Source organism: Moorena bouillonii PNG, from assembly GCF_001942495.1.
Classification (GTDB): domain Bacteria; phylum Cyanobacteriota; class Cyanobacteriia; order Cyanobacteriales; family Coleofasciculaceae; genus Moorena; species Moorena bouillonii.
Window position 1 is genome coordinate 4,975,662 of the sequence record NZ_MKZS01000001.1, and the last position, 21,557, is coordinate 4,997,218.

At 45.6% G+C, this 21,557-nt stretch carries 20 protein-coding genes; 10 read left to right on the forward strand and 10 right to left on the reverse strand.

The window, feature by feature from the left end; translation table 11 throughout:
* A partial coding sequence (locus BJP37_RS43735) for an IS66 family transposase (protein ID WP_438941539.1) occupies window positions 1-187 on the reverse strand: 187 nt, incomplete at its 3' end.
* Window positions 111-1,337, reverse strand: coding sequence for an IS66 family transposase (tnpC, locus tag BJP37_RS20175; RefSeq protein WP_075901422.1), 1,227 nt, complete (start codon window positions 1,335-1,337; stop codon window positions 111-113). The genes BJP37_RS43735 and tnpC, both read right to left, overlap by 77 nt.
* Window positions 1,338-1,367: 30 nt before the next feature.
* On the opposite strand from tnpC, the gene BJP37_RS20180 reads away from it, so the two are divergent.
* The 4 genes from BJP37_RS20180 to hpsN all read left to right on the forward strand — a co-directional run bounded on the left by BJP37_RS20180 (window position 1,368) and on the right by hpsN (window position 5,104).
* Window positions 1,368-1,643 carry a hypothetical protein gene (locus BJP37_RS20180; protein ID WP_198954124.1) on the forward strand — a complete coding sequence of 92 codons (276 nt, stop codon included), beginning with the start codon at window positions 1,368-1,370 and terminating at the stop codon, window positions 1,641-1,643.
* A gap of 159 nt (window positions 1,644-1,802) precedes the next feature.
* Window positions 1,803-2,096, forward strand: a complete 294-nt coding sequence (locus BJP37_RS20190; protein WP_198954125.1) for a hypothetical protein — start codon at window positions 1,803-1,805, stop codon at window positions 2,094-2,096.
* An 81-nt stretch (window positions 2,097-2,177) separates the two neighbouring features.
* Window positions 2,178-3,941, forward strand: a complete 1,764-nt coding sequence (hpsL, locus tag BJP37_RS20195) for a hormogonium polysaccharide biosynthesis protein HpsL (RefSeq protein ID WP_075906294.1) — start codon at window positions 2,178-2,180, stop codon at window positions 3,939-3,941.
* A gap of 134 nt (window positions 3,942-4,075) precedes the next feature.
* Complete coding sequence (hpsN, locus tag BJP37_RS20200) at window positions 4,076-5,104, forward strand: hormogonium polysaccharide biosynthesis glycosyltransferase HpsN (protein WP_229415381.1); 1,029 nt, start codon at window positions 4,076-4,078, stop codon at window positions 5,102-5,104.
* Here hpsN and BJP37_RS37010 read toward each other — a convergent pair.
* Window positions 5,046-5,276, reverse strand: a complete 231-nt coding sequence (locus BJP37_RS37010; protein ID WP_143727705.1) for a hypothetical protein — start codon at window positions 5,274-5,276, stop codon at window positions 5,046-5,048. The genes hpsN and BJP37_RS37010 overlap by 59 nt on opposite strands.
* A gap of 249 nt (window positions 5,277-5,525) precedes the next feature.
* Here BJP37_RS37010 and BJP37_RS37015 point away from each other — a divergent pair, with 249 nt between their 5' ends.
* Both BJP37_RS37015 and hpsO read left to right on the forward strand, forming a co-directional pair.
* A complete protein-coding gene (locus BJP37_RS37015) occupies window positions 5,526-5,723 on the forward strand; it encodes a hypothetical protein (RefSeq protein ID WP_143727706.1) in 198 nt (65 codons plus the stop codon).
* Window positions 5,724-5,754: 31 nt separating this feature from the next.
* Window positions 5,755-6,927: a hormogonium polysaccharide biosynthesis glycosyltransferase HpsO gene (hpsO, locus tag BJP37_RS20205; RefSeq protein ID WP_075901438.1), complete on the forward strand. Its 1,173-nt coding sequence runs from the start codon at window positions 5,755-5,757 to the stop codon at window positions 6,925-6,927.
* A 162-nt stretch (window positions 6,928-7,089) separates the two neighbouring features.
* Here the strand turns inward: hpsO and BJP37_RS20210 are convergent, their stop codons facing one another.
* From BJP37_RS20210 to BJP37_RS20225, 4 genes are all read right to left on the reverse strand, one after another.
* Complete coding sequence (locus tag BJP37_RS20210) at window positions 7,090-8,496, reverse strand: glycosyltransferase family 2 protein (RefSeq protein ID WP_075901440.1); 1,407 nt, start codon at window positions 8,494-8,496, stop codon at window positions 7,090-7,092.
* 241 nt (window positions 8,497-8,737) lie between these two features.
* On the reverse strand, window positions 8,738-10,516 hold the full coding sequence (locus tag BJP37_RS20215) for a fatty acyl-AMP ligase (RefSeq protein ID WP_075901442.1): 1,779 nt from the start codon (window positions 10,514-10,516) through the stop codon (window positions 8,738-8,740).
* Between the two features lie 223 nt (window positions 10,517-10,739).
* Window positions 10,740-11,516 carry an SDR family NAD(P)-dependent oxidoreductase gene (locus BJP37_RS20220; RefSeq protein ID WP_075901444.1) on the reverse strand — a complete coding sequence of 259 codons (777 nt, stop codon included), beginning with the start codon at window positions 11,514-11,516 and terminating at the stop codon, window positions 10,740-10,742.
* Window position 11,517: 1 nt separating this feature from the next.
* Complete coding sequence (locus BJP37_RS20225) at window positions 11,518-13,236, reverse strand: GMC family oxidoreductase N-terminal domain-containing protein (protein WP_229415382.1); 1,719 nt, start codon at window positions 13,234-13,236, stop codon at window positions 11,518-11,520.
* 103 nt (window positions 13,237-13,339) lie between these two features.
* Between BJP37_RS20225 and BJP37_RS39655 the strand changes: the two genes are divergently transcribed.
* Window positions 13,340-13,531 carry a hypothetical protein gene (locus tag BJP37_RS39655; protein WP_158069685.1) on the forward strand — a complete coding sequence of 64 codons (192 nt, stop codon included), beginning with the start codon at window positions 13,340-13,342 and terminating at the stop codon, window positions 13,529-13,531.
* On the opposite strand, the gene BJP37_RS20230 is transcribed toward BJP37_RS39655, so the two are convergent.
* Entirely contained in the window at window positions 13,479-14,249 is a 771-nt protein-coding gene (locus BJP37_RS20230; RefSeq protein ID WP_075901446.1) for an aspartyl/asparaginyl beta-hydroxylase domain-containing protein, read from the reverse strand. The genes BJP37_RS39655 and BJP37_RS20230 overlap by 53 nt on opposite strands.
* A gap of 629 nt (window positions 14,250-14,878) precedes the next feature.
* Window positions 14,879-16,699 carry a fatty acyl-AMP ligase gene (locus BJP37_RS20235; RefSeq protein ID WP_075906300.1) on the reverse strand — a complete coding sequence of 607 codons (1,821 nt, stop codon included), beginning with the start codon at window positions 16,697-16,699 and terminating at the stop codon, window positions 14,879-14,881.
* Window positions 16,700-17,129: 430 nt separating this feature from the next.
* Here BJP37_RS20235 and BJP37_RS20240 point away from each other — a divergent pair, with 430 nt between their 5' ends.
* The 3 genes from BJP37_RS20240 to BJP37_RS37025 all read left to right on the forward strand — a co-directional run bounded on the left by BJP37_RS20240 (window position 17,130) and on the right by BJP37_RS37025 (window position 21,463).
* Entirely contained in the window at window positions 17,130-18,845 is a 1,716-nt protein-coding gene (locus BJP37_RS20240) for an aminotransferase class I/II-fold pyridoxal phosphate-dependent enzyme (protein ID WP_075901448.1), read from the forward strand.
* 514 nt (window positions 18,846-19,359) lie between these two features.
* Window positions 19,360-20,949: a B12-binding domain-containing radical SAM protein gene (locus BJP37_RS20245; RefSeq protein ID WP_075901450.1), complete on the forward strand. Its 1,590-nt coding sequence runs from the start codon at window positions 19,360-19,362 to the stop codon at window positions 20,947-20,949.
* Window positions 20,950-21,049: 100 nt separating this feature from the next.
* On the forward strand, window positions 21,050-21,463 hold the full coding sequence (locus tag BJP37_RS37025; RefSeq protein ID WP_214607766.1) for a hypothetical protein: 414 nt from the start codon (window positions 21,050-21,052) through the stop codon (window positions 21,461-21,463).
* On the opposite strand, the gene BJP37_RS34735 is transcribed toward BJP37_RS37025, so the two are convergent.
* Entirely contained in the window at window positions 21,415-21,540 is a 126-nt protein-coding gene (locus BJP37_RS34735) for an HNH endonuclease (RefSeq protein WP_330359502.1), read from the reverse strand. The genes BJP37_RS37025 and BJP37_RS34735 overlap by 49 nt on opposite strands.
* Window positions 21,541-21,557 lie beyond the last annotated feature (17 nt).

Here is a 21,557-nt window from a genome sequence, read left to right on the forward strand (position 1 = left end):
GAATCACACTTAATAATGTTGCTGAACGCTCAAACCCATTCCAGGAGCGAGACCCCCCTGCGACTTTACGCTTAGTCACTGCCAAACGCAAAGAGCGCTCTGCCCGATTATTATCGGGTGGGACTTGTGGGTAGTCTAGGAAATACCACCATTGCTCGGACTTGTGCCTCAAAGACTTGAGCAACAACCCCGCAGCGATTTGCAGCTCTTGAACTCCAGCTCTCAATTGCTTCAGTTACTCGCCCCTTGAAAGACTCAGCCCAAGAAGCATAAACTGATGCCTCACCAGTCTCACGCCACTGACGGTGTTGGGCAAAGGCTTCATCAATCAACTCAATAAAGGCTTGACCCAAGCCTTGTTGGTGAGGCTGTTTCAGACGAGCGACTTGCTGAAAATGTCGTCGTAGATGAGCCAGACACTTTTGTTGAGCTGCAACTTTATAACCGTTGTAGACGCTAAAATCGTCGGAACTGAGGACTCCTGCAAAACTCTGACCAAGTAGATATTCAAGTTCGGCTCTTGAACGAGTGTCCCCGGCATGAAACAAACTATATCCGTATCCTGAAAGCACCCACATCCATTCTTTCACCCCATTGACCAACCATGGAGACTCGTCAACGTGGACATGAGTTTGATTCTTGACCCACTCTTTTAATTCACTCACATGTGGAGTAACGGCAGAGGCGACTCGCCGGGTGGTGGCTTCTAAAGTTCCTAAACTTACCTCGATGTTCCCAAACTCTTGCAACCATTCCTGTTGCTTTTGATAAGACAAATGACCGTAGTGTCCCAACCAAACCAGCATTGCCTGCAAGTTAGCTGACAAGTCTTGTCCTGCAATGACATTCTCGGGTAACTCTCCCCCAACCAGAGTCCCACAGTGATTACATATCCGTCGCCTCTGCTGGTACTCTACAATTTCGATCGGATGCTCTACCAGTTGAGCCACCACATAGCTTCGGGTTGAGCAATCCCTACTTTCCCACTGATTTCCCTGACAGATCGGACAACTTTGAGGTTCGACTACTACATATCGGTCAACCCGCCCAAATCCTTTTCGGGTTTTCCCTTTGTGTCCTGGTTGTCCTCCTGGTTTTCGTTTCTGCGAATCTGATTCCTTCGACGGTTTTTTTTCTGACCTTCTGATTAAATCACTTGATGGGGGTTTTGATGAAGTCTGGCTGTCTTTGTTCAACAGACTTTTGAGGCGTTCCACCTCCCCAATCAGTTGTTCAATCACTTGTTGCTGTTGCAGCACCAGCTCCACCAGAACTGATTGGGGCAGCAGTTCCAGAGCTTCAAAGCTATTTGGGATAGCTGGCGGTTTGATTTCCATGGTTCTACACTACTACTCATCCTTCCCTTTTTGTCAACCCCATCACCTGAATGCTTACTGACAGGATTAACCTATGCTCGTCGATTTGACCCAACTCATGCTATGAATGTCGATGCCGATGATTGTCTTAGCAAACAGTTAGCTGAATTTGTTAGGCACAATCTGAGGGGAAATGGCTGGTTTATTAATAGAGGTTATAAGTATCGAGATGGGGAAGATTGTTTATATTTAAAACGAAAACAATTCTATCGAATGGTAAGCATTCAGCAATCAGTGGTCAGCCGTCAGCTAATCAACGGGAGGTAGTAAACAAGGTTACGGGCTAGTACGGCTGGTTGAAAATCCTTGCTTGTTTTGCTCATCTGACCCCGTGCAGTTAAAGCGCCTGCTAGTTGATAGTTGATAGTTGATAGTTGATAGCTGATAGCTGATAGCTGATAGCTGAGGGCTGAATGCTTACATCGAATGTCGGGGACAGCGAACATTCTTAGATGGGATTTATTAGAGTTACCTGAAAAACCTGAATATAATCGGGGTTATGGCTACTACAAGTTCTATATTGATCATGAGCAAGTAAAAGGTATTCTTGCTAACAAGGGAACCCCTCTAGAACCATTACCCTTTTCCGGTAGTGTTTATATCCTTGGTACTGGTGAGAATATATCAGCAAATGAAGACAGATTATCCTTTAACATCTTCAATCGAAAGGCGTTGAGCAAATCAATTTGTGATGACTTTGGCTTATACAAGCTCCCTTGACCGTCGCGCAAACACCAATTGAAACTTGAACATGCCAAATTAGAAAATAATAACATCGATAGACAATGGGACGGTTCTGCCATGGTCAAAGGTCGGTCAAAATCTAAGGCATCAAAGAAAGGGAAAACGCCATCTGAGACCACAACCTTAAATCTGAAGCAACAGTTAGCTCAAAAACGGCGAGCGCAACGGGAGCGTAGAGAAGTCATCCAAATCATCACTATGACAGCAGCTTTTGGAGCGATTATCGGGGTGTTGCTGGCTCTGGTGGTTGATCCTAAAGCTGGTGCAGCTGCAGTAGCTGGTCTGCCTTGTCTGGTTCTGTCCTATAAATATCCTCGCAAAGCACTTTGGGCATTCCTGATCTATATGCCTTTTAGTGGCACAATCATTTACTCCATTGGCAATAGTCCACTGCTCCAGCTGGCTAAAGATGGTATCTATATCCCTGCTTTGATTGGTCTAATACAAGAGTGTAAGCAGCAAAGAAAACCAATCATAGTAGCCAAATCCCTAATGCTACCCTTAGGCATTTTGTGCGCATCAAGTTTGCTGACACTCTTGTTTGCTAATGGTGCCCAGCAACTACTTCCCCCCTGTTCAGATTTACCAGGGATGCGTAGAGGTGTAACCTGCGACGATGGACAGCCGATACTAATGGGAATTTTGGGTTTGAAAGTTTTTTTGGGATACATTCCCTTAATCTTTTGTGCCTACTACCTGATCCGTAGCAAGAAAGAATTACTCTTCCTCTCAAGGATGTTCACAGTTCTGGCTATTATCTGCTGTAGCCTTGCCTTTATTCAGTACATGATGCTGAAAACTGGTAGATGCGCTGGAACCCAATTCAGAGAGGGGGCTGCCTTATTCAAAGCTTCCCTAGATGCTAGATGTTTTGTGGGTGGGTCTTTACTGTATAGTCCTCAAGTGGGACAAATCCGCTTACCGGGAACCTTTGTTGCCCCTTGGCAGTGGGGCTGGTTCCTGATTTCTAATGCCTTTTTTACCTTTGCTACTGCTTTCAGCGACCCCTCAGCTCGTTGGCGAAGTGTTGGTTTAGGTGCCATGGCATCGGTTTTTGTTCTGGCAGTGGTCTCTGGCCAGCGGATTGCTCTGGCTTTGGTGCCAACCGTAACTGTAATCCTGCTTGTTTTAACAGGTCAAGTCACTAACCTTAAACGGTTTTTACCTATTCTGGGAGGATTAGGGCTTTTATTGGGAATTGCCGCAACTGCTTTTCCTGAAGTAGTTCAGGAACGGATAGATAGTTTTATCGGTCGTTGGCAAGCTGCACCAGCGGATGATTTTATCCTTCATCAATTTGCTTTTACCTGGCATAGACTCAGAGGCTCATTAATTGGTCTGGGATTAGGACGAGCGACCAACTCTGCTCGTGTTTTCGGTAAAACTAGTTTGGTAGAAACTTGGTTTCCCAAAGTGATGCATGAAGTTGGTCCGCTGGGGCTGCTGGCTTTTCTAATATTTGTAACTGGTATTACTGTACTTACCTTCAAGGCTTACCGCTCAGTGAAAAACAAGGATTTGCGGAGTATCGGTGCCAGCTATTGGGTACTTATTTTGTTTATTAGCTACCAAACCTATTACTATCCCTTGGATGTAGATCCAGTGGCAATCTATTATTGGTTGATGACTGGTGTTATCCTCAAGTTGCCCGAAATAAATCGCCAAGAACAAGAGGAACTACAGAAACTAGAGGCAGAACAGACAAACGATCCTAAACGTAAACAGAAACGAGGTATCAAGACATCGAAAAAGGGAAAAGGGAAACGGCAAAAGGGAAAAGGCAAAAGGCAAACGGTTTTTTCTACAGGTCTGCACGGATAACTGTTCCGTGTACTAAGCTGGTATTGGTTTTACCTCTTAGCTTGAGAATTCTCGAACTTTCCATAAAACCACGGATGTCCAAAGATAGCATGTTAGTTAAACTGTTATCGATTGTCGGCATTATCAGCAGTTAAATGCTTAAGGACAAAGTACTCAAAACAACGACAATGATTTCTGTAATTATCCCTACTTACGGACGGGAAGACCCTTTGCGGGATACCCTAGAAGATGTCCTGAAGCAAGACTACCCTGCTTTTGAAGTACTGGTTGTCGATCAAACTCGAAACCACAAACCAGAGATTCAATCCTATTTAGAGCAGCTGGCTAATGCTGGTAAGATTCGCTGGTTCCGGGTTGATTGGGCGAGTTTACCTGGGGCAAGAAATTATGGGGTAAGGCGGGCATCCGGGGACATTATTGTGTTTATCGATGATGATATCAAGATGCCACCGGGGTATTTAACTGCTCATGCTCGTAACTATGAACAATCCCCAGAGATTGGGGCAGTAGCAGGACGAGTATTTGACCGGATGAAGCTAGCGGAGAAAGGAGCAGCAGCAGATTCCCCCACTCCCTCTTACACTATTGAGGACTTGCCTAAGGAGGCCATGGACCCTGGGATTGCATGGTATTACATAGACTTAGTCCATACCGTTAAGCCTCAACGGGTGATCTCAGCCCGAGGCTGCAATATGTCTTTCCGCCGGGAAATTTTTACCAAGTACGGGCTGCACTTTGATGAACAGTTCCGGGGGAGTGCGGTTCGTGAGGAGTCAGATTTTTGTTTGCGATTTCGTCGCACTGGTTATCAAATTTGGTATGACCCAGATGCTTATTTAGTCCATTTAGGAGAAGAAACTGGGGGGTGTCATGATATTAGTACGCGATCGCTTGAGTATCAGTTGACCTTTTATCACAACCATTTCCTGATGGGGATGAAAAATCTTACCCTTAGTGAACAGCTACGGCTCTTTGGTCGTCTATTTGATTGCCACGTCTTAGGGAATCCTCCTTGTAATAAAAGTGGTTCCCCGATTAAAATTATTAGCCGCGCTGGTTTCTACATGTTGGGATTTTTCAAAGCACTTGGTACACGCATCAAATCTATCTGGGATGATGGTCAAATTTATAGTCGGCTAGACCGTTATAAGGTTGAAGGTTAGTTGGTTGAAGGTTACAAGTTTGTTCGCGTAGCGTGGCCTTTTGGCCAAGGTGACAAGGTTGTTCGCGTAGCGTGGCCTTTTGGCCAAGGTGACAAGGTTGTTCGCGTAGCGTGGCCTTTTGGCCAAGGTTACAAGGTTGAAGCTTGTTCGCGTAGCGTGGCCTTTTGGCCAAGGTGACAAGGTTGAAGCCAGTTTTTAAAACTTAAAACTACGATTAAGTAAACCTAATAAGCTCTTGCATCTTTAATTAAAAGCTTTAAAATTTATGATTAATAATTCAGGAGCTTAAAGTCATAATAAGTCAAATTTAATGGTGTTGTGATAACCGGTAGTGGTACACAAGTAGTGATTTTAGCACCCGAAACCTTGATCAGACCGTAGCCAAATCACTACATCTTTACCACTACCGCTGATTGATACTATGGGAACGCCAAGAGCGAACAACCTGCAACCTGCAACCTCCAATCTCAAACCTCAAACCTCCAACCTCCAACCTCCAACCTTAAACCTCCAACCTTGGCCTTTGGCCACGCTACGCGAACAACCAGCAACCTTGGCCTTTGGCCACGCTACGCGAACAACCTTGGCCAAAAGGCCACGCTACGCGAACAACCTTTAACCTGCCACCGTTAACTGTCAAAAAATTACCCATGAAAATACTAGTTGCTAGCCACTCCTATATTGTTGACCTTAACTGCGAGAAGTTACGAACACTCGCTCAGTTAGAACCTAATATTGAGGTAACTGTGGTGGTTCCCCGGCGCTGGCGTCCTGGTGGTGTCCAAAATCGCATCATTGAAACCCAACCCCGTGAGGAAGGTTCATTTCGGGTGGTACCAGTGTCTAACTTTAGTGAAAATAATCAGGGGCTGCTGACCTTTGGCCTAGATATTGTCCCTTTATTGAAACAGTTTCGCCCCGACATTATTCAAGTGGAACAGGGAGCTAAGGCATTAGGTTATGCTCAATTTATTACCCTAAATAAGCTATTGGGACTGAAGGCAAAAAACCTATTTTTAACTTTTTGGAATCTGCCCTACGAGGTAAAATTTCCGGTGTCTGTGTTGGAAGGGTATAACCTGCGCCATACCGATGGACTGATTTGTGGGAATCAGGATGGGGTAGAAATCCTGCGACAACATGGTTATAACGGACCAGCTAAAGTAATGCCCCAATTGGGGGTAGATGAAAGCTTGTTTCGTCCCCAAGCTCAGCCAGATTTAAAACAGCAGTTGGGAATTCAACCCGATGACTTTGTGGTGGGATTTGTGGGACGGTTTGTAGAGGAGAAGGGATTACTGACTTTAGGTAAAGCCCTAGCTGGGTTATCTGGGATGCAGTGGAAGTTGCTGCTACTAGGGCGTGGTCCCCTCAAGCCGATATTGATGGAAAAGGCGGCAGAATGGGGAATTAAAGACCAACTGATTTGGATTGAGAGTGTTCCCCATGATGAGGTACCTCGTTATATTAATGTGATGAATACTCTGGTGCTACCATCAGAGACTAATTATAAGTTTAAAACCTTAACTAGTGTAGGTTGGAAGGAACAGTTTGGTCATGTGCTGATTGAGGCTATGGCATCTAAAGTACCAGTAATTGGTTCCGATTCTGGAGAAATTCCCTATGTGATTGGAGATGCTGGGTTGGTGTTTCCTGAAAAAGATGAGTCCGAGTTACGACATTGTTTACAGCAGCTAATCAAGCAACCAGAGTTGGCTGAGAAATTAGGAGATTTGGGTTATGTACGAGCAATGGAGCAGTATACCAATCAGGCGTTAGCTAAACAGCTTTTGGATTTTTATCAGGAATTAATGCAGAATTAAGAATTAAGAATTAAGAATTAAGAATTAAGAATTAAGAATTAAGAATTAAGAATTTAGAATTAAGAATTAAGAATTCACAATTTTAGAATGTAGAACTTAGAATTTGTAATTCTGCATTCTGCATTCTGCATTCTGCATTCTGCATTCTACATTCTTCATTCTTCATTCTTCGCTACCACCTCTATGGACTGTTTTCACCCATTTCAACCGTTTAGGACGCACAGACATCCGAGCGGTAGTAGCGGCCATCACTAGCATCCAGTGCAATAGATAAAGGTTTCCCCTCAAGGTCTGCAACAGAGGAACCAACAGGTTAGAAACACGTAATCGTCGATTTTGATTGGTGCGGCGCAGCCCGACAAACATGCTAATCACTGATACGGTGACAGTTAGACCAGTAATGGGACTAAAAATAGGTAGACGGTTACGGGCAATAGCCATCAAACAGTCTGGTACAGCAGCAGTGGGCAAAAAGTACTGGAGGATCAAGTAGGTAAATAAATCTATAGTTTTCCGCAAACCTAGGCGGTTACTTACAATTAAACGCCAGTAATCGAGATAGCGCTGGTACCCTCCTTCTGCCCAACGGTTCCGTTGATGCCAGAGTGCGATCGCACTGGTGACTCCTTCTTCTTCTACTGGCGGGTAATTGAGAAAGCCAATATCCCACTGATCGAGGTGTAGGCGAATGGTTAAATCTAAGTCGTCGGTGATAGTTTCTTCATTCCAGGCACCGCAACGCTGTAGTGCGGAACGTCGGACAAACTGACCATTGCCCCGCAATTCAGCAATCCCACCCACTGCTATACGTTGCTGTTGGAAATAGCTGTCTAGAGCCATTTCTGCCATTTGCCCTCGTGTCCAGAAATTCAGTGCTGCATTTGCGATCGCTTTTCTGACCTGCACTGCTCCCACTCGCGGGTTATTAAATAAGGGCAACACCCGCTGCAGCATATCTTTGGGAACTTTAGCATCTGCATCAAATACTGCTACAATCTCGCCTTTCGTTAAACCCAGTACCTGATTGAGTGCTCCTGATTTCCCTCCCCCGGCATTAGCACTCCGGTGCAGTACCTTCAACTGGTCGTATGTTGCTGCTAACTTATCTAATATTTCTGGTGTTTGGTCAGTACTGTGATCGTCAATTACCCACAGTTCATACTGATTTTCGGGGTAGTCTAATTGACACAGAGACTGAACTAAATTACTGATGACACTTTCTTCATTTTTTGCTGCTACTAGCAGAGACACAAAGGGAAAATCGTCTTTTTCTTCATCTAAAGAGGGTTGAGGGGTTTTTAACGGTTGAGCCAGCAAGAACCGTAGGCAATGAATTCCTAATATCGTTGTTAAGCCCAAGCTCACCCAGATCCCCCAAGACACCAAATGCAGTGCTATTGTCATGCACCACACTATGGTTAAAACTAAAGCTGCTTTGCGTCGGCGTCCTTCTAGTCCCTGGAAAAATAAGCTAGTTTCAAACTCTTCCTCTGACAAGTTAGACAGCATAGAGCCAAGTTGGTTCAGCTCTTGGCTTGGCGCTTTTTCTGACCAGGAATTCTCCGACATAAGTTATGTACTGCAACTACCAACGAAGGCCACTAATGCCTTATTCTATCCGAAAGTGTTACAAAATTGTTAATTTCTATCAAGGAAGGTATAGTTTAGGACATAAAATCTCATCTGGGGTGTCAAGGGAATAGGGAATAGAAACATTTGTTAACCTTTACTTGGATTGCTATCGACTACTATCAATAGGGTTATCTTTTAGGTTAAGTCTGCCTCAAGCCTGAATCCTCAATCCTCAAAGCTAATCCCTATTATTTATAACAGCCAGAGTTCCCGCTAGAAAACTCTGGCGACAGGCATGACGCTGAATCTTACCACTAGAGGTCTTGGGAATAGTACCTGGTTTGAGTAACAGAGCAGTATGAACCTGCAAATCGTGATGTTGTAATACTGCTCGTCGGATTAACCGGATTAACTCTTTGGTATCAAGGGCATGGTCTTTCGCTCCATTACCAGGATCAGAAGTAGCTAGCCGAGTCGATTTCCAATAGCTACGTTCTACCTCAGCAATCACCACTAACTGTTCCTCACCGGCAATATTGACGGAAAATCCTGCGGAACACGTCGGTCTGAGCAAGGAGTGGGTGTTTTCTACGGTCCATTCAATATCTTGGGGATAGTGGTTACGACCATTGATAATGATCAGATCCTTCAAACGACCAGTAACAAATAATTCACCGTCGAGCATGAATCCCAAGTCACCGGTACGCATAAATGACTCCTCCCCCATCGATGCTAGAGTTACGCGAAAGTTGCCTTCTGTTGCTGCCAGTTGATTCCAGTAACCTTGGGCAATGCTTGGTCCTGATACCCAGATTTCTCCTACTTTTCCTGGGTCACATGGGGTTAAGGTTTCAGGATGGATAATTACAATCTGCTGGTCTGGCAGACTTTGACCACAGCCTACTAGGGTAAGGGTACCTTCTTGCTCAACAGTAGCTGGCACAACTTTATTTTGCTCTAATGCTGCCCCTTCAACTGTTTTTAAGACAATTGGAGCGCTTTTGAGACCACCAGAAACCATTAAGGTGGCTTCAGCCATGCCATAGCAAGGGTAGAATGCTTCTCGGCGGAAGCCACAGGACTCAAACTTTGTGGCAAACCGCTCCAAGATGGCGGAGTTAATTGGCTCAGCTCCGTTAAAGGCAATATCCCAACTACTCAAATCCAAGTTTGTTAGTTGTTCCGGCTTAATTTTGCGATCGCATAAGTCGTAAGCAAAGTTTGGTCCGCCACTGCTGGTAGCTCGATAGTGGGAAATTGCTTTTAACCAGCGGATTGGACTTTGCAAAAACATCAACGGGGACATCAGTGTAGCTGGAAAACCGCCGTATAGAGGTTGGAGTATGCCACCAATCAGACCCATGTCATGGTACATCGGCAACCAACTCACCACACTGCTGTGGTCGGTGTGCTCAAAATACTGATAGATAGCAGCTGAATTATGGACTAGATTGCTGTGGCTAATCATCACTCCCTTCGGCTGAGCGGTTGAACCAGAGGTGTATTGTAGAAAAGCCAGGGTGCTACCATCTATAGCTGGTTGCTGCCATGATTGAGCTAAGTTGCCGTTGATGTTTTCTGTGGCTACCCACTGCAGTGTCTTCAGTTCTGGAGCCTGAGTAAACCTGCGCTCTAAATTAGACAGGATTGCTTGGCTAGTTAGGGCTACCCTGGCCAGGGAATCCTTGACAATTCCCTGAACACGGACAAGGGAGCGGTTGGGTCTAGGAGGATAAGCGGGGACAGCTACAACCCCAGCGTAAAGACACCCGAAAAATGCACAAATATAGTCTAGACCAGGAGGATAAAGTAGTAGGGCAGTTTCTCCTGGGGAATATATTGATTGCAGGTGGAATGCGATCGCTTGGGCTTGTTGCTCCAACTGTTGGTAAGTCAGACTGACCTGTTCGGTTTCTCCATCCACCAAAAAGGTATATGCGATCGCATCTGGCTGGTTAACTGCTCTGTAGCGCAGGATATCAACTAACGTGGCTGGTTGGAGAATAGTTTGTGACACTTTTTACCCCTGCACTCAAAAACTTACACAAAACATTCAAAAACATTACTTTAGCCTGATTCCGAGATAACCAACTATCCTCAATTGAGGATTCATAGCTCAGGAGGTTCGAGTCATAATAATTTATTTTCCAGGAATTTTTAACATAAATTGCCGAAATAATCCAGCAATTATTAAAAATCTCCCCCTTCTCACACTCTTACCGAAATTACCTATTTCCTAGTTACACGAATTTGCTGCCCCGAGGCCATCCAAACAACTGTAGTTTGTAAAAGAAATTGGGGAACAAAGCAAACAGGTATTTGAATATTTTAAAGCTAAAAGGCTCATCATAAGTTCCCACCCATTCTTTGTTTTTCTCAATCCAGCTGGCGATTGTATTAGCCACTTTTTCAGCAGGAGGAGCAGAATTGACTCGGTTGGCTCGGATTTTATAACCTTTTTCATTGAGACGGTTCACTGGTGCCCAAGCCAAGGGACCGCTGATTACACCAGGACGGTAAAGCCTCATCCGAATTTGATGATTACTGGCGTGGTAAACGATTGGTCCAACACCTGACCAGTAATAGTGCAGAGCAATTTTACCAGAATGATAGACTGGACCAAAACAAGAAGGGCTACCATCTGCAATCGAACCAATAGCAACCACATCGAGGGGTCGCTCGCGCTTTAGCTTGGCTGCTTCCAGGGCTACTAATGCTGGCCAACTGTAGTTAACACGGTTCATCGATTCTACTATCTCAACCAGTGGCACTCCTCCATCCCCTACCTCAGTTTCGATTTGTCCTGCATTCAGGATAATCACATCGGGGTCATACTCAAGCAACTTTTGGGCATCCTCAAGGGTTTGTTGTTGAGACACACACAATGTATTGAAATAGTTACCTTCGAGGTTTTCTTGACGGGTGACACCAACTACTTGCCAACCACGATTGATGTACTCTTGACCTAACGCACTGCCGAGGGTGCCGGAAATTCCTGTGATTACAACAGTTTTCATGCTAACAAGTCTCCTTAATATAATCTGCCACTCGCAGTGCATTAGCTACAATGGTTAAAGCAGGACTAACCCCCAACGAGGTTGGCATAAATCCACCATCCACAACAAATACATTGTCATGATCGTGCAAACGGCAGTATGGGTCAAGCACGGATGTGTTGGGATCGGTACCAAAACGTGTGGTGCCCACTTGATGGGCTGTGTGACGATCATCTTTATCCCCGGTGGCACCAAACATGAATACTACCCCAGCATGGCCCATCACTTTCTTGAGCTGGCGCATATAGTAACGGGAGCGGTAAATATCGTAAGGATGAAATTTGTGGACTAGATGGATCGCTCCTGTATTGCTAACGTCTACCCTATTTTCGGGTTGGGGCAAGTCTTCGACAAAACCTGTCATCGCCAGTATCCGTTTGAGTAGGAATTTTGCGATCGCATCTGGAATCGGTACTGGTAAATTTTCTTGTATGCTCAGATGCCCAGGGATTGGAACAGTTTGGGAATACCCGAGCTTATGGGGAAAATCCCCTGAACCAAAATAAAGATCGGTGAAGCCTAACTGCTTGATGAAGGTATCTGCGCCACCGGTAGGTTGACTAAACAACCCAGCCGCCAAAGCACCGCAATGGTACATATAATTTCTGCCAACCTGACCACTACGACCAGTTAAGCCAGATTTGATCAGGATTACTGGGCTACCAATAGCGCCAGCTGCTATAATATAAGTTTTAGCTTTTAGCGTTTCGATGGTACCACTATCGCGCCAGCGAAGTTTTAGACCAACCACCTTACCCTGAGCGTTGGTAACCAAGCACTCTGCTTCTGTATTAGTTTTTAGCTGGAGATGGTAATTGCTAACTGCCCCATCAATAGCACATACCAACGTCGAGGCACGAGAGTCATTGGGGCAGTAGTAGCCTGGACATTTGGCACAGCGAAGGCAACGGTTAAAGTCGATGCCCAGGGGTAAGTGGAAGGGAGTAAATCCAGCTTTCTCAATCCCCCGCTCCAATTTCTGATTGATCGGCTCAAGGGGAGGAGTCTTGGCTGGATAGCTGTGGGCTGGTGTCTCTACATGGATGATTTTCTTAGGATCATCTCCAGCAACATGGAATAATGACTCGGCCTGATCGAAATAGGGGGAGAGCTGATCATAAGTAATTGGCCAATCCCAGAGGTGACGTGGTAGCCATTCACTATAGTACTTGCCAGGATGGAAATCATTGCGGCTCGGACGCATCAACACTCCACCATAGAGAGAAGTCCCACCACCAAGAATTCCGCCAATAAACAATCGGGTATTACGCCCATTAACCTCGATGGTGCGGTCATCAAAAGCTGCCATGTCGATCAGCATTCGTTGCTCGTCCTGGTAAGGTTCACTGTCAATGAATCGGTTACCACGCTCAACCAGTAAAACCTGCTTACCAGCTTTAGCTAGCGCCAACGCAACAGTTCCTCCACCAGCTCCGCTACCAATGATGATGGCATCAAAATCGTTTGTCATATAGTAAAGGGAGTAGGGAGTAGGGAGTAGGGAATAGGGAGTAGGGAGTAGGGACTTCGGAGCAGGGAGCAGGGAGTAGGGAATAGGGAGTAGGGAATAGGGAACAAAAATTATCACTATTCCTACAGGGATACCTATAGAATTTATCAATTCGGTGAGGTACTTACGCCCTTGGGGTTTTAGGGAGCAGGGACTAAGGCTGTGGGTCACGCTTACTGGGAGACCCCGAGGCTGCGCGAACGCGCCCCGTGTGGCCTACGGCCAAACGCGAACGGAGTAGGGAGCAGGGAAGAAAGAAAAGGGAAAAAATTCTTTGTACCTCTGCAGTCTTGATGCAGCAAGTACGATAATAGCGATTCCCGATTCCCGATTCCCGATTCCCGATTCCCGATTCCCGATTCCCGATTCCCGATTCCCGATTCCCGATTCCCGATTCCCGATTCCCTATTACTTCATTGTCGAGCAAACACCTTATCTAAACGTTCTTCCCATTTCTTCTGATTAGCCATAGCCTCTTGAACGAAGGGTGACCAAGCAATTAGTTTAATAAATAATAAATTAATCCATGAAGCAGGAAAACGGAGGGGTCTAACAATATCTAGAAATAAAACCACCCGCATCCCATCGGTTTCATTCCATACCTCATGGGGAAAGCTATCATCAAACATCATTGCTTTCCCTTCTTCCCAATAGCGAATGTCGTTACCAACACGAATCCGACAATTTTCCTTCGGTTCAGGAACACGTAATCCTAGAAGACATCTGATCACCCCTTTATAAGGTCCCCTATGTTCAGGGATATGCTTCCCTGGTAATAGGATTGAAAAAAAGGCCGTTTTCATGCCAGGAATTTTTTCGATAATACGAGTAGTTTCCGGACATTTTTCACAATTCTGTTTAACTTTAATTCCATAGCCATAAAAGCCATAGGTTTTCCAACGATTATCCGTACTGACATACTCAGCCTGGTCTGGGGAAATATCTTGGAAGTTGGGTAGAGTATCTCTATATTTCAAGACTTGATCTAGCTCTTGGCGAATCGTCATCCATTGAGATTCTAACTCAGCTACCCAATCAAATTGGTCAGGCTCGAAGAAGGTTGAATTACCAATTAATGAGTAATTAGTAATTAGCTTTTCAAAATTGGATATCAGTGATATACCAATACCATAGATCAGGAAATTTCTGGCTTTCTCCCTAAGAGCCTCTAAAGAACGTTTCATGGTTAATTATTTTAGCTGCGCTTAGAGGGATATGTTACCATACCTAATTATTTTTTTTACTGGTTCCTAAAAAAAATAATAAATTCCTAGTGATGGTCGGAATTAGGTAAGTATTCAGCCGTGAGCTAAAAGCTCAAGCGTGCGCGTTCAGCGGTCAGCTTAAGCGCTACGCGCACGCTACGCGAACAGCTTGTAGGGTGGGCAAAAAGCGATGCAGCGCGGTCTTGGGAAGGCAGCGCGGTCTTGGGGGTTCCCCCCATGAGCGACTGCCGTGGTTTCCCCCACTCGCGCTTTGCATCAAGACACAGTTTGATTGTTTTGAGTATTAATGATTATATTACTTTGCCCACCCTACTTTAATTCGTCTTTTCTGGGAATTAGTAATCTTTAACACATTTAATAATCCCAATAACCTAAGCATTCAGCAGTCAGTAGTCAGCAGTCCGTGGAAACCTCTGTCAGGCCACTGCATAGCTTATTCGCGCATCACCGATTACGCTACGCGCACGCTACGCTAACAGTAGGCTGGCACAGACCAAAAGCACTGTGAAGTAACCCATAAGCTGATAGCTGATAGCTGATAGCTGATAGCTGATAGCTGATAGCTGATAGCTGACCCAATAACAACCTTAGGATTCTGATGAAGCAACATTCAACTGACTCAACAGATCGGTAATGCTACGCGGTTGTTGTTGACTCTGTCGCCATTGACCTACTGCCTCTAAAGTGCCATCAAGAAATCGCAGCCGACATTCCCGACGTTTAATCTTACCACTAGAGGTTTTGGGAATACTTCCGGTCTTCAGCAGCACAATCCCATAAACATCAGCAATATGCTCTTGGGCTACGGCTTGACGAATTGCTGCCACTACTTCATCAACCACTAAGTGTCTTAGGTAACTCCGCTTGATCTCTTGAGCAATAACTAATCGTTCTTCCCCTTCTAAATCGACGGAAAACGCTGCACTAGCATTGGGTCGTAGGGCTGGATGACTCTTCTCAACAGTTGCTTCAATATGCTGGGGATAGCGGTTGTTGCCCCAGAGGATCATCAATTCTTTGAGGCGACCGGTGATAAAGAGTTCCCCATCTTTTAGGAATCCTAAGTCTCCGGTGCGCAGAAATGGTCCAGTGCCGGTGTCTTTTATATAGGCACCGAATGTGCGTTCTGTTTCCTCTGGTTGATTCCAATAGCCCTTGCCGACACCATTACCAGATACCCAAATTTCCCCGACTTTATTTTCTGGGCACTCTATTAAGGTTTCCGGGTCAACAATTACCACGTGATCACCTAACCAGGGCTGACCACAGCTGACAATCCCTTGTGCTCCCTTTTGGTCTTTAGTCGCAGCTACCACCTGATTTTCTCCTAGGGCACCTTGCTCAACATACTTAATCACCAGAGGGTTAGCTTTCAATCCCCCAGAAATAAATAATGTCGTTTCAGCCATACCGTAGCAGGGATAAAATGCTTCTGCTCTAAACCCACAAGGGGCAAAGGTCTCGGCAAACCGTTCTAGGGTTTCGGCTCGAATCGGTTCAGCACCGGAAAATGCTACCTCCCAACTACTAAGGTCTAGAGTTGCCATCTGTTCTGGAGTGACCTGGCGACACAATAGGTCATAGGCAAAATTGGGACCACCACTGGTGGTGGCTTTATAGCGGGAAATCCCTTGGAGCCAGCAAATAGGTTTCTGAATTAAGGCTACTGGTGACATGAGTGTAACAGGAAATCTGCCATAGATCGGCTGGATCACACCACCAATCAACCCCATATCATGAAACAAGGGTAACCAGATCACTCCTTGACTGTTAAGGGTATGCTCGAAGCACTGATAGATCAAGGCTGAATTGTGCAGGATATTGCCATGGGTCACCATTACCCCTTTTGGATTACCGGTAGACCCTGAGGTGTACTGTAGAAACGCTAAGCTATCGTGATCTGGGCGCTCGGTTTCAATCCAGTCTGATGCTAGAGATGGGGAAATTTCGTTGGTTTCTATCCAGGAGAGTTGAGTTAAGGTTGGGGCTAATTCTGGATTCGAGCTACACTGCTGCTGGATTCTTTTCCAGAGGTCTGTGGTAGTAAGGGCTACTGTGGCTTGGGAAGAAATGACCCGCTGCTGTAATTGGGCAATAGCCTGTTTAGACCGGGGGGGATTAGCGGTCACTGCTACAACCGAGGCATACAGACATCCAAAGAAAGCAGCAATGAACTCTAACCCAGCGGTATAGGGGTAGACTAATAAGGCACGGGAGCCAGGGGCAACTAGAGACTGTAGCTGAGCACCAATGGCTCTGGCCTGTTGATCTAACTGTTGATAGGTTAGATGTCCAGATTCTGTTTCCCCGTCTGCTAGGAAAGTGTAAGCAATTTGGTTAGGTTGGTTTATCGCTCTATCGACCACGAGATCGACTAAGTTGGAGTATTTAGCTTTATGGTTTGCCATTATGCGATCGCGAATTATCCCTGCGTTGTTTCCCCTCATACCAAGCTTAGACGCGAGGTTACCAGACCCAATCAACAAAATCTGCATCTTACGAAACAGATTTTTCGATGCAGAATAGCTTACCTGTCAAATGCTATCGACGCAAGAGGGTAGACTTGACATGATTGATAGAATTTTTCACAAGTTTTGGTAGTTCATGGCAAAATAACCATCAAGTCAACCCCAAAAATAGCAATTCATTGGCTTCAACAGTGGCAACTAGACCGAAATAAAGGCATAATCTCTGTTTAGAACATTATTAGCTGAGGTTGAAGGTTCACAACTAGGCTCAATGATCGAAAAGTCATGGAGGGGTAAGGGCAGACGATCACCCAGTGCGAGTCACTGCAGTTGGGTGATCTAATCTTTTAGTGTGGTGAAGGAGTGCAACATGGAATTGTTGAACCAGGTCTGGAACGGGAAAGAAAGCTCACCGGCCACTGTGGTTACGAGTGATCACAAATCTACCGTCAGTTCCCCAAAATTATCTCAAGGAGCATCAAGCATTGCCACTTGGTTAGTGTCCAAGCTAGCAGACGTACTTGAGCTGGATGCCCAAGAAATCGATATTCATCGGGATTTTACCGATTATGGTTTAAATTCTATTGAAGCTGTTAACTTATCCGGAGAGCTGGAGAATTTCCTCGAACATCGGCTTTCCCCAACGCTTTTATGGGATCACGACAATATTGAGGCATTGGCTGAGTATTTGGCGGAATACGTTGCTAAACAACCAACAGGAAACTCGCAAGCTAACCTAGAAACCTCCTCAGGGAGGTCAATACCGGAAACGAATGGTCATATATCGGCTAAAAACGGTCTAATCCCAAATCAAGATGCAGAAAAGCTAAACAATCAAGATATCCCACCGGAATACCACAATTTCCACCTATACCCAGAATACCGCAAACTGCAATTGCAACAGGAGGAAATTAAAGCCCTCGGGGTTAACAATCCTTTCTTTACCCCCCAAGAACGGGTAGTCAACAACACCACACAGATTGGTGGCCGGGAACTGATTAATTATGCCACTTATAATTATCTGGGGATGTGTGGTGACCCAGTGATCTCTCAAGCAGCAAAGGATGCCATAGATCGTTATGGTACTTCCGCCTGTGCTAGCCGTCTGTTGTCAGGGGAAAAACCCTTACATCGAGAGCTAGAAAAAGAAATTGCTGACTTTATTGGTACTGAGGATAGTATCGTCTATGTGGGCGGTCATGCTACTAACGTAACTACTATTAGTCACCTATTTGGCAAAAACGACCTAATCTTACATGATTCTCTGAGCCACAACAGTATTCTACAGGGATGCATCCTGTCGGGAGCGAGCATTATTGCTTTTCCTCATAATGACTGTCAGGCATTGGATAAAATACTCCAGGAGCGTCGTCACCACTATCAACGGGTACTGATTGTGATCGAAGGAGTTTACAGTACTGATGGTGACATTCCCGACTTGCCTGAGTTCATTGCAGTCAAGAAACGCCACAAAGCTTTCCTGATGGTAGATGAAGCTCACTCCATCGGGGTACTGGGCAAACACGGTCGAGGGGTTGGTGAGTTCTGTGGGGTTGATCCCGCTGATGTGGATTTGTGGATGGGTACCCTCAGCAAGTCCTTTGCTAGCTGCGGTGGCTATATTGCTGGTTGCGCTGCTGTGGTAGAATACCTCAAGTATACCTCCCCGGGATTTGTCTATAGTGTTGGCATAGCTCCCCCTAATGCAGCCTCCGTGCTGGCTTCCATAAGGCTACTGAAGGCAGAACCAGAGCGAGTTGCACTGTTGCACCAGCGAGCTAAACTTTTCCTGGAATTAGCCCAGAAACAGGGACTCAACACAGGGACGAGTAAAGACTCTCCAGTGATTCCAATTATTGTGGGGGATGCGTTGAAGTCGGTGCAACTCTCTCAGAATCTCTTTAAACGTGGCATCAATGTCCCGTTTATGTTCTATCCATCGGTGCCGCAAAATGCTGCCCGCCTGCGCTTCTTTATCACCTGTAACCATACGGAGGAGCAAATTCGCTTTACGGTGAACACCCTGGCTCAAGAAGTAGCAAAGCAACAGCCGGACGATAGTACCCAGACATCATCCTTAGAGTAACTAAGATTAACTATCTTCATAGTAACTATACTGGACACGGTCATAACCTGAGCTAATTGATGATCCCCCCCATCCCCCCTTATTTAAGGCGGGGGAAGCTAATTGAAGATTCCACCTTTAACAAAGGGGGAGATGATCCCCCCCATCCCCCCTTATTTAAGGGGGGGGAAGAAATTTAACGCTCAGTTTAAGCTGGTGATAAGTATAACTACTGATAGAGAAATCTAAGGGAAAACTGGCAACTTACAGATTACAAACCCCGTTGGCAGATTGAGTGGAAATTAACTCGGGGATCAGACTATATATATTAGCAAGCCTTAGCAACTAACTAACTGGGGAAAAGTCTCCCACCCCGTTACCTACCTAATATTTACCTAACCTAATAGTTAGTGGCTGACAGGTAATCCGCCAACGACATCTTTCCAACTCTGGTTAAGTTAAGCCAGCTGTAATCAATTGATACATTCTGATAAATCAATTCCGGAAAACCTAACTATCGTTTCAGGTGCTACTTATGCGAGTTTTACTGCTATATCCTCTGTTTCCGAAAAGTTTCTGGTCAATGGAGAAAACCATTGAGTTGGTGAATCGCAAGGCACTGATGCCACCCCTAGGTTTGGTGACAGTAGCAGCGATATTACCTCAGACATGGTCATTTAAACTGGTTGACCGCAATGTATCTGAGGTAACGGAGGCAGAATGGGATTGGGCTGAGATGGTGATTCTCTCAGGTATGATCGTCCAGAAAAAAGATTTTCTTGAGCTAATTCAGGAAGCTAAGCGCCGTGGAAAAAAGGTAGCTGTCGGTGGTCCTTATCCGACTACCTCACCCCACGAACCTGAAGGGGCTGGGGCAGATTACTTGATTTTGGATGAAGGGGAAATTACCCTACCGATGTTTGTCTCAGCGATTGAACGGGGCGAGAGTCAAGGGGTGTTCCGTGCTAATGGTGAGAAGCCAGATGTTACGGGAACCCCAATCCCCCGCTTTGATCTTCTCGACCTCGAAGCCTATGACACTATGGCAATCCAGTTCTCTCGGGGCTGTCCATTTCAGTGCGAATTCTGCGATATTATTGTCCTCTACGGTCGCAAACCCCGTACTAAAGCTCCAGAGCAGTTGTTAGCTGAACTAGAACGCCTCTTAGAACTGAATTTCCAAGGAGGGATTTTTCTAGTCGATGACAACTTTATTGGCAATAAGCGCAATGTCAAGATTCTGCTGAAAGCCATGAAGGTCTGGATGGCTGAACATGAGTATCCTTTTAGCTTTATCACAGAAGCTTCAGTGGATTTGGCTCAAGACCAAGAACTGATGGACCTGATGGTCGATTGTAATTTTAAAGTGGTCTTTTTGGGCATTGAAACTCCTGATGAAGACAGCCTTACCCTGACTAAAAAGTTCCAAAATACTCGGGATTCTCTGAGTGAATCGGTGGATGCGATTACTAATGCCGGTCTGAGGGTTATGGCTGGGTTTATCATGGGCTTTGATGGAGAAAAACCTGGCGCAGGCGATCGCATTGTCCAATTTATTGAGAAAACCTCGATTCCTATTGCCTTGTTTAGTATGTTGCAGGCATTGCCTAATACTGCTCTGTGGCATCGCCTTGAGAAAGAAGGACGACTTCTCGATGGTGGGGCTAATATTAACCAAACGACTTTGATCAATTTTGTTCCAACTCGGCCTGTGGAAGAAATTGCTCGTGAATATGTGGAGGCATTTTGGACACTGTATGACCCAGAGCGATTTTTAAACCGCACCTACAACCACTTTATGAAGCTTGGTCTACCGAGGCATGCTGTACCTCGTCGGATCGATTGGATAACTATCCGGGCGCTACTAACCCTATGCTGGCGACAAGGGGTTCTTCGTAAGACCCGCTGGACCTTCTGGAATAGTCTGTTTAAGCTGATCCAGCAGAAACCAAAAGTGGTGGGCTCTTTCTTTGTGGTTTGTGCCTACGCGGAACACTTCCTCGAATATCGCCAAATTGTCCGTGACCAAATTGAGGCTCAGCTGGCTGAATTTATGACTAATAAACCAGCACCTTTACCGGCTAAGAATGAGGAAGCAGCGGTAAGCGAATCCGCGATCGCATAATTCATTCTTTAGGTAACAGGGAATAGGGAATAGGGAACAGGGAGTAGAGGGCGTTGCTTAATAATGGAATGATTTGAAGAGTGAGCTAGAATCGGCATCTGTGGAATGGGCATCTTGCCCGTTCTCTATGGAATGGTCATCTGTGGAATGGGCATCTTGCCCGTTCTCTATGGAATGGGCATCTGTGGAATGGGCATCTTGCCCGTTCTCTATGGAATGGGCATCTGTGGAATGGGCATCTTGCCCGTTCTCTATGGAATGGTCATCTGTGGAATGGGCATCTTGCCCGTTCTCTATGGAATGGTCATCTGTGGAATGGGCATCTTGCCCGTTTCGTCCTTATTTTCGCGCGGGCAGGATGCCCACTATTAGAGTCGAACGAGGGATTCCTCCCTCGAACTCTCCTCCAGAACCGGACATGACTGTTCCCAATCATCCGGCTCCTCCTGGTGGCATTGGGATTGCCTACACTTTATGGGGATATTCCTCTCTTTGTTGCCAAGTTTTATTATGATGGCAATGAGAGTGGATGAGCTGTTTATTAGTTAGCTTATCACTACCTCCAGCTCTCTTAGGGATGATGTGGTCTATTTCAAATAAATCATCAG